This is a genomic window from Methanoregula formicica SMSP (assembly GCF_000327485.1).
GTDB classification, from domain to species: domain Archaea; phylum Halobacteriota; class Methanomicrobia; order Methanomicrobiales; family Methanospirillaceae; genus Methanoregula; species Methanoregula formicica.
In genome coordinates, this window is the sequence record NC_019943.1 from 1,166,602 (window position 1) to 1,181,589 (window position 14,988).

A 14,988-nucleotide genomic window follows, 5' to 3' on the forward strand; every position below is an offset into this window, starting at 1 on the left:
TTTGACATGTAAAGTTTTGACCGACAAATCGTTTATAATCCCAAGTTAAACCGCTCAGTGTGGACAGCCGGAGGTTGTCCCGGAAACAAAGAACGCCTGGGTTCAGCTGCATTGCACACGACCTGAACCCAAGCACATCCGCAGGTTGTCGTCAGTTTTGGTTTCTTCAACGGGATTGATGCGATGCGCCGAGCGGATGCTGTTGAAAAAAATGAAAGGAGAACTGAAAGAATGAAACGAATTAAAATTGGTGTCATCCTGCTGGCACTGCTGCTGGCAGCGATGGCGATCATACCGATGGTAAGTGCAGATAATACCGGAACATCATCAGCGACAGCAATTCAGGCACCAACGATTGATGTTAAGAAAATCATATTACCTGAATTGCAATTTGAGGCATCACAAAAATTTGTTGATGTGAATCAAGGATTAAATCCGGATAAAAATACCGTACCTTCTAAATTCCTCACTTCTGAATTCAAAGCCGGAAATCAGGGAGTATCCAAAATTCCCTATGGATCAATTATCTACCATTCCCGTGATGGGATAACCCGGGTATTTGATTCGTCCGGAAAACAGCTCTTTGCAGCGGATGACATGAAAGTTGCAAAGGTCTTCACGCCCCAGGGACCCCAGGCTGCAACGTATGTTCATGAAGTTCCCGAAGGGTCTTTTATTAACACTCAGGGAGACAGAAAATATACGATTTATGAGAATTCGGTAATTCTGACTGAAGTCACCGAGACTTCGGCAGTAAGCGGTGTAATTATGGCTGCTCCATCTGATTGGCCTCCACAATACATTGAAGGTGTTGAATATACACCTACTCAAGCTGTTGGTCGGTTCACATCACAGTGGACGGTTCCCACTGCGCCATCTTCTACACAATCCGGCCAGATTACCACAATCTGGAATGGACTTCACCGCAACTCCGGAGCATCAGGAGTGATCCAACCGGTTCTTGCCTGGAATGAGAATGGTGATTTGAGATATACGATCAGAGTCTGGGAAGTATCATCCAGCGGAACGTACAAATCAACGCAATATGGTGCAAGGGCCGGCCACACGATTGTCGGAGATATTGCATGGGACTCATCCATGAGTTACTGGAAAGTTACGATCAAGGATGTAAATTCCGGGGACATTTCTCCTATGTGGTCAAATCTTGTGTCTACTTCAAGCTGCCAGGCAGCCCTCATGCTTGAAGGGTTCCAACAACCAGTTAATCGTGCATATTATCCTGGAGCGATAACCTTTACCAACAATGTATTACGATCAACCGCCGGAACGGTCATCACTCCGCCGGCATCATCGGTGAACGGATATGTCGCGACTACCTGGTACAGCGGTAATAACCTCCTGGCTGTGAATAAAAACAACTGGCCCAGTTCGGTTGTTCTGAGTACAGGAAACTAACCATTTTTTGCGAAAACCGAATAGAATGTATCCGAATACTCTTCGAGGAACAGGAATGATACAAAGGAAAAATATCCCAACGGGCAGATGTCCGGTATTAATTCTCATTATTGCCTGCTGTTTCTGTGTGTGTCCTAGCCTTGGGATGACGGAGGAATCCCGCTATATTACCATTAATTCTATCGGGGATCATGCTGTTGGAGATATTCTTACAATTTCCGGAACGACAAACCTTCCGGTAAACACGACATTGTGGATTCAGGCAGGGCCAAAGGAATTCACAAAATATCCCCCGCATTATATTGGCGAAACGGCACAGGTTGTTCAGGGAATAAACAGGAATCTCTGGTCAATTGAAGTGAACACATCGACATTTGCAATTGATGAATATTCGGTTCTGGTCTCACCTTTGAGCGGGGAGCCAGTATTCGGCAAAGCTGAATTCAAGATGACAGGCAGGCACACCGGTTCCAGGATACCACCATCAGCAACTCTGGCAACAATACCGCCGGAAAAGACCACGGTGGCGGATTCTCCGACACAATTAATCACGACGCTCCACCCAGCCACATCCCCGACAACAGCTACAGCTTCACTTCCATTCACTCTTCTGTTTGTTGCACTGGGAATCACGGGAATGATACTGTTCGGAATAAAAAACAGGTAATGGGTTGAAAGCATAAATGCAGGTTATCCATCGTTTTTCACACATCCCTCCTGAATGAAATACCTGTTACGGGAGATCCACAGGATCATTTTTGACATGTAAAGTTTTGACCGACAAATCGTTTATAATCCCAAGTTAAACCGCTCAGTGTGGACAGCCGGAGGTTGTCCCGGAAACAAAGAACACCTGGGTTCAGCTGCATTGCACACGACCTGAACCCAAGCACATCCGCAGGTTGTCGTCAGTTTTGGTTTATTCATAACGGAATTGATTCGATATACCTAGCGGATGCTGTCGAATGAATGAAAGGAGATGAAAAAGAATGCAACTACGCAAACTAAGCGTCATCTTGCTGGCACTGCTACTGGCAGGGATGGTGATGGTACCGATGGTGAGTGCGGCGAACGATGCGACGATACATATCAGTTCCGCACAACTGGCCGAAGAATCCCGGATGATGTCTGTAGATGTTTCGAAAATACCTGTTCGTGATTTAACAATCGATGATAACGTTGAAAAAGTGACCGTGAAACAAAGTCTCACATCCGAGGAGGGAGACGGGATTTCCACGATTTCCCCCGGTTCAATAATCCGCCATTCCAAGGATAACATTACGCGGGTTTTCGATGGATCGGGAAAACAGGTCTTGTACGCAAATGATGACGAAGCCGCACTCGTTCCAACACCATCAGGCAAGATGCTACCCGCATCCCGAATCCACCAAGTCCCCTCAGGTGCATTCCTGAAAACAGTCGGAACGGTGACCTATGTCATTTCGGGCGGAGAAGTCCTCTTTACGGTCATTAATGACCGCGCGGGGGACATGTCCGATGAAAAAGCACTTGCTGATACTAACGCAGTCCTTGTAAACCCGGATTTTACCGGCTGGATCGAGGATGCTTTTGACAACAATGTCCCGCAGATCGGTTATTTCTCTGCATACTGGGTAGCTCCATCTCACCCGCCCTCATCGGAAAGTCAGGAAGCAATATTCCTGTTCAATGCAATCCAGCCCTCTGCCGGGAATGCAATTATTCAGCCGGTCCTTGAGTGGAACCAGCCAAGCACAGGATTATACTGGACCGGTGCAGCATGGTCCCTCAGGAATGGTGTCGGATATCCGAGTTCCCGAGTCCGGGTGAATGACGGGGAAACCGTACGTGGCCAGATGGTCTGGAGACCGTCAATGAATGCATGGCTCATTATGTTCACCAACGGGGCCGGCCAAACTGTTTCAAAATACACAACGGATATCAGTACTGATCGTAATTTAGCAACATTTGTTGCTCTCGAAGGAACAAAAATTGATGATAATACGGATGTTCCTGGGGACACAACATTCAGCAGCATGCAGTTCCTGTCCGGCCTTGGCGGAAGCACAGTTCCGATTGTCTGGGGACAGAATATCAACCCGAACGCACCCCTGACCCAGCTCCGCGTGCAGATTATTTCAAATCCTTCATCAGTGAAATTACATACAGCGAACTGATACACCCGGAAGATCCACGATGAAGAACCAGATACTCTCTCTTATTTTTCTCCTGTTGATCATCACCAGTGGTTTTTCAGGCTGCGTTGGCCGGGACACTAATGGAAAAATCCCGGAATCTTCTCCGGGTCCATCTATTACAACTCCAACACCTGTCTATTCGGTTGTCCCGACACTAACAGGAATGACTGGCGTCCCGGTCTTTGTTGTGAATTACACGGCAATACGGTTCATTGGCAGAGATGATCCGGCTCACCCGATGAACGAGGCCCGGAAAAATGCTATCGCTAAAGCTGCTATTGCTGATGATCGTGTTCGCACCCTTCTTGCCGGAGGGGGTATGATCGAAGGTGTCCTGTACCAGTGTCACCCGACACCAAAGGATTATTCCGACGCTGCATGTGCACCGGCGCTCCGGGTGTTGCATAATGGTACTGCCTGGGATTTCCTGGTCGATGAAAAAAGCCAGGTTGTGATATTTGTTCAGCACGAGATCCCATCGGGTTCATTTATGTGATCTCATTTCCGTGATTTAGCACAATCCGGGGAATGGTAATGCAAACTGATAAAAAAAACCTCGTTGTCATTGCCGGACTGTTATTGTGCGGTATCCTTATCCTCGGCTTTTACTGGGCAGGTCATATTTACGGTGCTTCTGGATTGAAGGACAATCTCCCTCAGACGGGATCAGTTCATCCATCTGTTACTACACAACTGCCAGATACTGATATTATCACAGTCAATCCCATCCCTGAATATCCGGCCGGCAAAACGATCATAATCCGTGGGACAACAACATTGCCAGTCGGACAAGTGCTGGACATAGCCTGGATAAAAGAGCCCTACCATACAACAAAATGCGACCCTGATATGTTCTGCGGTTCGGGCACTTATTCGACAAATGTTACTGCCGGAGATGTGGAGAATGTATGGTCGTTTGCCCTGAACACTTCTGGATTCACTGAAGGTGGATATAGTATCTGGGTGGTTGCGAAGAACCGTCCGAATTCTTCCGTGGATGCATCTTTTTATCTGCGGCAGGCATAAGAGATTGGAATATCATATGTGTTTTTCTTCAGCGGATTCATAGAAATTAGGGTAAAAAGAATCTATTCTCTCTAACTTTCTGTTCTCGATTCTACCCGCATTCTCGTGCTGGCACACTTCCCGCTCCTGCTGCTAATCCTGCCGGTCATCATCCTCTTCCTCGGTATCATCGCCGACCCTGAAGAGACTCATGCGGTCTGGTACGGGATGCTGAACACGCTCGGCATCTTCGAACTGCCTGAGCTGACAGACATCGAGCGGCTGACGTATGCCGAGAAGCGGCATTATTTCTGGTTCGGCGAGGTGGAGATGGCTGCGATCCTTGCCGGAACCTTCGCGGCCCCGGTCGGGATCTATATGGCGGGCCGGACTGACGCGAGCCTGGCATTCATCGGGGCTGCGATCCTGTTCCTGCCGCTGTTCGTGTTCCTGCCGAAGCTGATCCAGCGGGCGATGAAGGCGGACACGGATGCGACGATCGAGGCGTTCGGCAAGAACGAGCAGGTGAAGAAAGTCTTCTGGACCTTCTTTATCTCGATGGCCGGGCTGGTCCTGGCCCGGGTCGTAGATCCCGCGACAGCTCAGCAGATTGTTGGGCTGATTACGGGGATGGGGGGATGATTGGATGGACTATCCCTTCGATTTTTTTGTTAAGAATTTCTTGAAGATTGTTACAATACCATTAAAAATTTTAATGCTGCTATAATCTCATAATCGCGTTAAAATTTTCAATCAGCGCTGTTTAAGAGAAATCGTTATCGAACAACCCGCATCTTACGATTATATATGATCGTAAGAATAACCAAGAAGTTGTAGGACGAAGCTCACCCTACCTTGGAAGTCAGATGAACCTCGCCTGCCCGTAGGCATTATACAATATTCTTCTATTCTTATGAAGATTTGTATCATGCCTCTGAAAAAAACCGATAAAAGGAGGTATTGAAACATATGAGATTATTCAAACCTGCAGTCATCCTGCTCGTATTGTTGCTCGCAGCGATGATTATGGTACCGATAGTGAGCGCTGAACCGGATAATACTATTCCGGATAAAAATTTTGTCAGTGTGGAAAAAGCGACATCAGTTGCCAATTATTATGTTGAGCAAGTCTCTGGTTCGATGAAAGAATATCCGGACTGGAAAGGGGCAACTGTTCAAAAAGCAACAACCTATTATGATCTTAATGGGAAAGCATCTGCTTACTCGTTTGATGTTCTTGTAAATGGACAGTATGCCGGGTACCTGATGATTTCTGCAACACGGGATAATTATCCTCTGCTGGAATTTTCCAAAGGCAGGACCCCCGACCGTGAGATATCCAATCAGGTAAAAGGCGCGGAACTTGCAGCAGCTGATGCGAAGTCACAGCAGGCCACTCTTGGTGCAGGACGCCCACTTTATCTTGGGGCAACCTTCTTTTATATAGAATATCCGGTTGAAAAGACCAGTACTGTGAAAAGTACTTCTCAACAAAGCCAGGACAAAATCCTTGTTGACCTTTATGATATGAGGATTATTAATCCAGAAACGGTCTCCGGTTCCAGGAATGCCGCTGTCAGTACTGAATTGATCGCTGTACAAAAAGAAGCACAAACAGTTCTTAATCAAACATCAATCCAAAAATTCCAGAAACAGAAAAAACTGGAAGCACAGGCTGAGTGGGATACAATTGATAAAATGAGTGTATCTTCATCAACGAAAACGGCCGAAGTCAAATCTGCATCGGCATTATCCGCTATTGAAAAAACAATTTCTGGTGTTCCATATTTTAACTGGACACATGGATGTTCACCCACATCTGCAGCAATGGTGCTTGGTTACTGGCGTGGACGGGGGTTAACAAGACTGCCTGATGCCTCATGGCCAACCGGAGATCCGTTAAATCAACAGTTAGCGGCTGAAATGGGCACAGATGCCCAAGGGTCGACATGGCCGTGGATGATTGCATATGGCATAAACAGAATTACCGCGATCAATTCCGGTTATCACTATACATCCAGTAGCGCACTCGTGACCGCATACAGCTGGCCGGCAATACAAAGTGAAATTGATGCCGAACGCCCCTTCGTCCTTTCAATGATGTGGGGGGGAGCGCCTGAAGAAAGCCCAACAACACCATATGGATTCCATAGTGTTGCCGCAGTGGGGTATACCTACCAAAGTTGGGGCTCTCAAAAATATATCACGATTCACGATACATGGGACTATAGTAATAATCGCCACATCCGATTCGGAAATTGGGTCCTGGCTGCATTGAATACGTACGTGCGACCGGATTATACCTACACAATTACATCCTCTGCCGGCCCTCATGGAGTTATAGATCCGGCAGGAACTGTTCAGGTACCTACAGGTACCGGGAAAGTTTTCACCATTACTCCCGATTCAGGTTATATCATTGATCAAATCCTTGTCGATAATTCACCCGTTACTCAGAACCCTTACACGTTCTCAGATGTAACTTCAGACCACACAATCACTGCCACATTTAAAGAAGAGGCACTCCCTGCAATCGTACCGCTTTGTCAAGCAGGGGATGCATTTGATGCAACTATGTATCCGCAAAACTGGCCGCAGTCCGATCCTATGACATTTTCCTGTAACTGGGACGGGAACGGGCGCGTGTATCTCTCGGGCAGCAGCTCAGAACTTATCGGAACGTATGCCGATGACGGTTTCACTGTTGATACTCCAAATGGGATACAGTTCGATGCCGAAGGCCACTATGCACATCAGCATGCGCCGCTGGAACTGACATCAGGTATGAATGCAGGGTCCAATACGCTCACATTGATTGTTCGTAATTATATGGGACTGTCGATGAGTTATGGTTCATCAACAGGTATTGGTACGGATCAAACTCCATATATTATCGAAGTGAATGACCAGTCTATGATTGCAGCAGCCCAGTCATCAGCCGCAAAGGCATTTACATTCGTTCCGAACAGCACAGAGCTGAAAGAGAGCGTATCGACCACGGCAATCTGAAAACACTGCATTCACCAGTCGTGATGTCAGATGGAAAAGGAACTTCACCAGAAAAAAGGATTAAAAATAAATCCATCTATTTTTTGGTTAGAACAACAGGGAACTGATTTCACATGAATCAACACCAGGTAAAATGTAACAAAAAAAAGCACCCTCTCATTTTCCTTTTTGTCATTGCCATCTCGTTAATTATTAGTGTTGCCAACGCCGGTGCACCGCCCCCGGAATATAGGGTAGGGTATATGCTACCGGTTTCTCACGATGCAGTGAGTTATTATCCGGCAAATATGGCAGTATCACCAGATGCTGCATATAACGAGACAATATTCTCATGGGATATTCTCGCGGCCTCGGATTATTCTGTAAATGAACGTTTTATGGAGACGGATTACCTGGATCCGGTTGAAAACCCACATCCCGAATCCCCATTTCCTCTTTTTCCGGTATTGTCAGGTTACTGGAGAATGCAAAAATATATCGATTTTCCCCATAGTATGACCCTGATATCCCTGGACTGGTATTGTGACGATAACCTGACATTCACAACAACCCAGACAGAATTAATCAGATTCCTGAGCGAACACGGGTCAATAGAAAATTCAACGATAGACCTTTCCTCTGCGCTTGTTAAGACAAAAAATCCATATCTCCAGAATATTTCAAAAAGGCAAGTTACGGTAATGATGTATGAAAGTGATTCGACATCAGGTTATTTTATATTCCACAATACTCCTACATTTCCCGGGGAGAAATTACGGATTTCTTATTACGGTACAACCGGTTCCATATCCTATTGGGAAGGAAAAATATCTGATTATGGCGTGCCTGGAACCGCCAGCCTGAAAGATGCAGACGAAGGGATCCGGGACGTTATTGTGAAAAAAATTTTCAACCTTGTCGATGCCAATCCTCAACCCCCTGCCTACTGGGGCTGTAATGTATCACAGGATACCGCTATGCCATTTTTCCCGGATCTTTCTCCATACCGGGGATATAAAAAAATGGCTTATCTCAAAAACGGAAACCAGTACGTTTCGGAAGTCTGGTTCTTTAATGATATATCTCAATTAGTTGATAAGAAACAGGAATTGCTCAATTACCTGAAGGAAAACGGAAATGTTACTGATATATCCATTGCCATTTCAGATGAAAATGGAAATACATCAAATCACTGGAATGTTACCCAGTATGAAAGCCGGGATACTTCAGGCTTTTTTACAATATATGAAACAACCGGTTATCCCGGAACCAACTTATATATACTCTATTATGGAGTGATCGGATCATCCGACATACGGGAAAACATCAGTCCGTTAAAATCTCTTATTCGGAATGTCCTTTCCCCATCAGCTGTCACCCATTCCCTTGATTCCCCTCACGAAGAGTATTTATCATATACTCCTGAATCCCGGAATGAATCAATAATATTTCCGGGTTTTATCTTTTTTTTCGGTGTGGTTGCTGCTGTATTATTATGGAGATTCTGTCGAAAGATCAAGTTTTCCAGATAACCCCCGCTATTGAAGACAATCTGAGATCGGGGGGATTGCTCCTCAGGTTCCGTAGGTTAATGGCATACTTCGCGGAATGCTCGTCGCTGTTGATGCAAAAACGCGGACGCTCGGTGACTCGCTCGCACGACGCACAGGGGGCTCGGACTCGCCGCTGATGCGGCTCCTTACCTTCGCGCCCCTGTCGCGGTACTCGCTCGGGCCGCTTGGCCAAGAGCGACCTTCCGCCCGCTTCGCTCCTCCCTACCTTGAAAGGGAGGGCAGTCATTGCGATAGAACGGGGGTCGGTTTCAGGGCAAGGGTGGGAAAGACAAAGCGACGGTTACCGGACGCATCAGCGGACGGTCGCTCGCTTTGTCGGGGGGGTCCAGCCGTGGTGATCGCGTACCAACAGGAAACCGAAAGGGCGGGTCATGGCCACACGGCGCGGTTACGGGGGGGCTGCCCGCCTCTATAATGGCTTGGTGCGTATCGATGTGAAGACCATGCAGGCGGTTATCCCTGCCGGCAAAGTCCGCAGGCTTGAAGACCACTGGCCCGCCTCGGTCTATGATATCTCTGATGTGATGAAGAACCCGGACGCGGACCCGGTCGGGAAGGCATGGATCACCCGGTCCGGTAAAGCTGTGATGATCTCCATCAACGATGTGCAATATGTCACCCCGCTCGCACAGATCAAGGGCATGATCAAGGGGGAGCGGAAATATGCGCACGTCGCAACCATGCAGCCCGCCGGGGTGCACGCATGAAGGCAGCGGACGTTAAGGCGCAGATCAACGAGAGGATCATTAAGTCCCTCTCGGAGGGAAAGATCCCCTGGCTGAAGCCGTGGACCGAGAACAGCCCGCGAAATCTTTTCAGCGGCAGGGCCTACACCGGGCTGAACCGGTTGATCCTCGGGCTCAGCTCTTACTCTCTCCCCTTTTGGGCAACCTACCGCCAGTATCACGCCGCAGGTCTTCAGGTCCAGTTCGGAGAACACGGGACCGGGATTATCTACGCGGGCCGGACCGTGAAGACCGACACGAAGACCGATGAGAATGGCGAAGAGACAGAGAGCAGGAAACAGATCCGTTCCCTCAAAGCCTTCACGGTCTTCAATATCGCCCAGACTGATTACAAGGAGAAGGGTTACCAACTGCCGGACGTGAAAGAGAACGCCCACCTTCTTGGATGTGATACAGTTATCCAGGAATACACGGGCCGGCACTCAATACGGATCACCGATGGCAGCCGGGCCGCCTACTCCCCGCAAATGGATATCATCACCTGCCCGGAGATCGGCCAGTTCAGGAGCTCCGAGCACTACTATGCGACGATGTTCCATGAGTGTATCCACTCCACCGGGCCCCGGCTCGACCGGTTCAAGCGGACCGATTCTGTTTGTTTCGGGTCCGAGACCTACGGGCGCGAGGAACTGGTCGCAGAGATCGGGAGTGCATACCTGGCAGCCCTCACCGGTATCGACTCATCAGCAATCATCCAGAACCAGGCCGCCTATCTCCAGAACTGGGCGAAGGCGATCAAGGCCGACGCCGATCTCGTGATGTATGCAGCGGGCAGGGGAGAGAAGGCAGCGGATTTCATGCTCGGGGCGAATGCCCCGGCCCCGGCCACCGCAGTGGAAGGGGTGCCGGCATGACCCCCACTGTTTTTGATGCGATGCCGCTCAAGGTCCTCGAATAGCTCGAACGGATCGAGATTGAATACACGGACAAGGAGCAGCGGGCCTTCATGCTGCAGGCCGATGCGCAGGACCTCCGCCACAGGCATGATGAGATCGTCAGCTCGTGGAAAATCCGGGCAGAGCGGGAGGGCCTCGACACCCTGATCGCAGAGCGGCGGCAGCTCGACCGTATCGCATGGATCTGCGACCCGCTGCCGACCGGGACAGCCTCGGAGTACTGAGGGGATCGCATGATCAGCCGGCGCGAGTTCTGGGAGCGAAGGAAATACCGGAATACCATTTTTGGAATGTGGAAAAGTCTCCGGTGGTGGCTGCACAGGATGAAGATGCGAATCATCTTTTTCTGTCGGTAAAAAGTGGCCCGGGCAGGAACACCATGAGGCCAATCACGAGTCCTGCACCGGGTTAGTACAATATCGGCGTCCGGGATTATCTTTCTTGGCAAAGTTGGCCCACCCCCGAAGGCTCACGCGACGGGCCCGCGTCGCGGTCCCGTAACCGGCTCGCCTTCTCCCGCCCCCCGCCGTGCACCCATGTGCCTGTTCTATTGGGCCGTCCTGGTCTGCCTGGACCCGCCCGATGCTCACGCGACACGGCGATGGTCGCCGTGTTCCGGCTCGCATCCTCCCACCCCCAACCGGAAACCTTACCCCGTGGTGATCCTAATGACTGCCCGTCCCTTTCAAGGGCGGGAGGAGCGAAGCGGGCGGCGGGTCGTGGCCGCAGTGGCCCGAACGAGCACCGCTTCAGGGTGCGAAGGTAACGAGATGCATCAGCATCGAGTCCGAGCCCCTGATGCGTCGTGCGAGTGAGTCACTGAACGTACGATATGAGTACCATCAACAGCGACGAACACGATGCAAAGCATGGTGTGAGGAGCGGGCCGGACAGCAAGCCCCGCCGCGAGCCTGCGAGCAAGGGGGTGCGTCTTCGTCTGCCCTGTCAACCGAAGAGATACAGCGAGGTGATGTGAGCGGAACGGGCGGTCAGCCCGTGGAGACGAACATGACCGAGCGTCTTCCTATCACGCGAACACCGAGAGAGGACCGCCGCCCCGCTTCGCACGACTACGCCGTGCTCGCACATGCTCCGCGGACCGGCTCACTGTTTGTAGTATGACATCAATTCATAAATTTTCTTGCAACAGGGGATGAACAGTTGAAGATTTACGTAACATTGTTCACGTGAAATTACCTTGCCATTCGGATGACCGGATTCATTCCTGTAATTTCTGATAAGAGACACAATCATATCGAGATTGGTATCGAGATCTTCTTTTAATTCCTTGGGCAAATCTGACTTTTTCTCGTTAAGCTTTTGTTTAAATTTATTGAATTTTCGGAGTAATGTCTGTTCTTTCGACACGCTTTGGAAATGAGCTGAGTGCGCTGCATTCTCCTTAATCACATCATAAAGAGATTCAAGGGAATATTCTAATGCAACGCCAAGCATTACAGCAGAGGAAAGGCGACATCCCACTATGAAAGCCTGCATAGCCTCTTTTAGATAAAACAAAGTAATTTCATCGATTTCCGGAATGTTTTCTCTAATTATTTTTTCATAGCTTGTGAGATCATGGAAAAAATATACTTCATCATTTACCAAGACCTGCTTACCAAAACTGGAAACCCGGAACCATGGATATGAAGCGTTAGGATCTCCACTGGTTCCGAGAGTTATGATGTTCTGCCTGAAGAGGTCCCAGAATACTTCTTGGAAAAGATCCTGGTCATTTCGAGAAAGTTGTGCCTCTCTCGGATATGGATCAGGGGTGCTCCTATCCCGTTTTTGTATGACTTCGGCAACTCCAATTCGCAGATGAACAAATTGATTTGGAGTATATGATGAGTTTTCTCTTCCGGAAAGGATATCGACAGTAGCTTTTCGAATTTCCTCATATGAATGGTCCATATTATCAATCTGGTCTTGAGACCTCTTAAAGCGAAGTAAGTTTGACATTATTTTAAAAAATTTTTCAGTCTTAAAAACAGTTGAAAATTACATAGGGAAGCCCACGCGGCAGTGACCTGGGCCCAATTGAGCGTAAAATCTCTGAAAAAATGAGTTGATCCTGTGCGCGCTTTACATTTTTGATCATTTTTTTATTGAACAGAAATCAGGAAAATATTTATTTATCGTGCGTGGGAAATAATTCTAATTCAGTTTTCGTTTCAAAATTCAGTAAAAATATCCGATTTGCGCATCGCACTTGTTGCCCCGAATCCCATCAGAGAATCTTCGACTTCAGCGGCAAGCATCTTCATGGGGAGTATGGGGGCATCAGCCCCCATCATTACTTCAAAAGAGTTTAAGAGAATATCTTTTCTACAGATTTTTTTTCTGCCAGAGGTCTCCTTTTTGGAACTCACACTCGTTCCGGAAAAAGATGCGGGACCGGTGCTCTGAAAAATTATTTCTTCCGGTTCTTTTTGATCTTGGCCTTTGCCAGTTTCTCTATTGCAGGAATATCCGCTCCTTCTTTAACGAGAAGTTTTTGGGCCTGAACTGCCGCGTCAACAAATGCTTTCCCCGTGGTATTCCGGATGAGGAACGTGGTCATGCCTGCCGGGCTGCCAACGGAACCGGCTGAAATATCCGCATCCAGAGCGGTGAAGTCCGTGCAGGAATGACAGCCTTTTCGGATGCAGGCTTCCAGTTCCGGGAGGGGAATGCTTGTGCTGCTGCCATCGGTCTTCTCGATGGTGAGTTTTCCTTTCACATCGAGTTTTTTGATCTGGAAGGGCTCAATCTTGTTGCGCACCTGGAGCTGGGTGTGGATGAGCGAGGAATAGTCGAACGACTCGGTACAGAACAGGCCGATCACAAGGCGGATGGCCTTGGCATAGGGCCTGAGGAGATCGTTGTCGCTCGTGCGTATCTTTCCGAGAGCCTGGACTGCACAGGGAACTCCGACAACTGCAATCCGCCGGTATTTCTTCTCAACAACTGCGGTTTTCAACGCTGCAAGGAGCGGCACCCACCAGCTGTACCGGCTTCCGGCAACACTGATGAGTGCTTCGGACTTTGTTATGATCGCAGACGATGGCTTCAGGGTGAACCGGTCCTCGCTCACGGTAACAACCGCATCGATGAGCCCTGCATCAAATGCGTGGGCAAGGATTGCCGTGACTGCGCCGCCGCTCTGCGCATAGGGAACTTCCGATGCTGACCGGGCTGAGAGGAGTTCGAGATACGTGCCCAGTGTCTCCTCCGGCTGCGGCCCGGTCCTCGGGCATGCAGCATAACATGCGCCGCAGGCAACAGAATCCGTTGCCTGTTTGCAATAGCCCGAACTGACCGGGCTTGTGACCATCTCCCCGTGGGGAAACGATAGCGCATCCGCCGGGCAGACTGCAATGCAGGCACCACAGCCCGAGCATATACCGGTCTCCCAGACCTCCTTTTTCAGATCAAGATAATTTTTTTGTGCCATTGCGCTCACTCCCACGTATATTTGCTGGCAAAAGGCCGCCTGCTTGCCGGTACGATCTTCGAATAGTCTGCGGAAAAGATCGGGTCCGGATCGATGGTAAATGTCCGGACAAAATCTTCAAGGATTGGCCGGATCGCAGATTTCTCATCTTCGGTGAGTTTCTTCTGTTCCGCTCCACCCCCAAGACAGGTGTTGTCAATGCGATCCCGTACAATGATCTCACCGCCATGCATGCCGCTGCCGACACCCCGCTCGCTGACGGGAGTAACTCCGTCCACCCCGAGGACAATCACGAGACCTCCCGCCATGTACTCGCCCAGGAACGCCCGGGCTGCCCCGCCAACCACAAGAATGGGGCGCTTCTCCTGGTACTCTTTCATGTTGATGCCCCCACGGTACCCGATATTGTCCCGGACATAAATCCGGCCGCCTCGCATGCTGTGGGCTACCGCATCCCCGGCACTGCCATGGATGATGACCTTCCCGTTGTCCATGGTGTTGCCGGGCGCATGATCGGCATTGCCGTTGACGATGACCGTCGGACCGCTCATGAACATGGCGAGATCCCCGCCCGGTACGCCATTGACCGTTATGGTTACATCCTCTCCCCGGATCCCGTCGCCGATGAACCGCTGGCCGAGCACATTGTCGAGAATGATATCCTTCTCGCCGCTGGCAACAAGAGCCCGGACCCGCTGGTTGAGGGCCTGGTACGGCATATCTTTTGCATTGATACGAACTTCTCCCATC

General features: G+C 49.5%; 15 protein-coding genes. 11 read left to right on the plus strand and 4 right to left on the minus strand.

What is annotated here, in order from left to right:
* Positions 1–183: 183 nt before the first annotated feature.
* The 11 genes from METFOR_RS06005 to METFOR_RS15530 all read left to right on the plus strand — a co-directional run bounded on the left by METFOR_RS06005 (position 184) and on the right by METFOR_RS15530 (position 11,026).
* The gene (locus METFOR_RS06005; protein WP_048110843.1) at positions 184–1,416 is read left to right on the plus strand and encodes a hypothetical protein; all 1,233 of its coding nucleotides are present in this window, start codon (positions 184–186) and stop codon (positions 1,414–1,416) included.
* 145 nt (positions 1,417–1,561) lie between these two features.
* Positions 1,562–2,083, plus strand: coding sequence for a hypothetical protein (locus METFOR_RS15275; protein WP_148277611.1), 522 nt, complete (start codon positions 1,562–1,564; stop codon positions 2,081–2,083).
* 322 nt (positions 2,084–2,405) lie between these two features.
* Positions 2,406–3,572, plus strand: coding sequence for a hypothetical protein (locus tag METFOR_RS06015; protein WP_015285217.1), 1,167 nt, complete (start codon positions 2,406–2,408; stop codon positions 3,570–3,572).
* Positions 3,573–3,591: 19 nt separating this feature from the next.
* Positions 3,592–4,089, plus strand: a complete 498-nt coding sequence (locus tag METFOR_RS06020) for a hypothetical protein (protein WP_015285218.1) — start codon at positions 3,592–3,594, stop codon at positions 4,087–4,089.
* A 38-nt stretch (positions 4,090–4,127) separates the two neighbouring features.
* Positions 4,128–4,619 (plus strand): hypothetical protein, encoded by a 492-nt coding sequence (locus tag METFOR_RS06025; protein ID WP_015285219.1) that lies wholly within the window; start codon positions 4,128–4,130, stop codon positions 4,617–4,619.
* Between the two features lie 105 nt (positions 4,620–4,724).
* A complete protein-coding gene (locus METFOR_RS06030; RefSeq protein ID WP_015285220.1) occupies positions 4,725–5,240 on the plus strand; it encodes a hypothetical protein in 516 nt (171 codons plus the stop codon).
* Between the two features lie 327 nt (positions 5,241–5,567).
* Positions 5,568–7,607 (plus strand): C39 family peptidase, encoded by a 2,040-nt coding sequence (locus METFOR_RS06035; RefSeq protein ID WP_015285221.1) that lies wholly within the window; start codon positions 5,568–5,570, stop codon positions 7,605–7,607.
* 113 nt (positions 7,608–7,720) lie between these two features.
* Complete coding sequence (locus METFOR_RS06040) at positions 7,721–9,118, plus strand: hypothetical protein (RefSeq protein ID WP_015285222.1); 1,398 nt, start codon at positions 7,721–7,723, stop codon at positions 9,116–9,118.
* Positions 9,119–9,531: 413 nt separating this feature from the next.
* Positions 9,532–9,867 (plus strand): hypothetical protein, encoded by a 336-nt coding sequence (locus METFOR_RS06045; protein ID WP_015285223.1) that lies wholly within the window; start codon positions 9,532–9,534, stop codon positions 9,865–9,867.
* Positions 9,864–10,760, plus strand: coding sequence for an ArdC family protein (locus METFOR_RS06050; RefSeq protein WP_015285224.1), 897 nt, complete (start codon positions 9,864–9,866; stop codon positions 10,758–10,760). The genes METFOR_RS06045 and METFOR_RS06050 overlap by 4 nt, the downstream gene beginning before the upstream one ends.
* Before the next feature lie 92 nt (positions 10,761–10,852).
* On the plus strand, positions 10,853–11,026 hold the full coding sequence (locus METFOR_RS15530; protein ID WP_015285225.1) for a hypothetical protein: 174 nt from the start codon (positions 10,853–10,855) through the stop codon (positions 11,024–11,026).
* 880 nt (positions 11,027–11,906) lie between these two features.
* On the opposite strand, the gene METFOR_RS06055 is transcribed toward METFOR_RS15530, so the two are convergent.
* The 4 genes from METFOR_RS06055 to METFOR_RS06070 form a co-directional block, all read right to left on the minus strand.
* Positions 11,907–12,764, minus strand: a complete 858-nt coding sequence (locus METFOR_RS06055; RefSeq protein ID WP_015285226.1) for a DUF4145 domain-containing protein — start codon at positions 12,762–12,764, stop codon at positions 11,907–11,909.
* Between the two features lie 212 nt (positions 12,765–12,976).
* Entirely contained in the window at positions 12,977–13,174 is a 198-nt protein-coding gene (locus tag METFOR_RS06060; RefSeq protein WP_048110846.1) for a hypothetical protein, read from the minus strand.
* A gap of 41 nt (positions 13,175–13,215) precedes the next feature.
* Complete coding sequence (locus tag METFOR_RS06065; protein ID WP_015285227.1) at positions 13,216–14,238, minus strand: Coenzyme F420 hydrogenase/dehydrogenase, beta subunit C-terminal domain; 1,023 nt, start codon at positions 14,236–14,238, stop codon at positions 13,216–13,218.
* 5 nt (positions 14,239–14,243) lie between these two features.
* Entirely contained in the window at positions 14,244–14,987 is a 744-nt protein-coding gene (locus METFOR_RS06070; RefSeq protein ID WP_015285228.1) for a GltB/FmdC/FwdC-like GXGXG domain-containing protein, read from the minus strand.
* Between the last annotated feature and the right edge of the window lies 1 nt (position 14,988).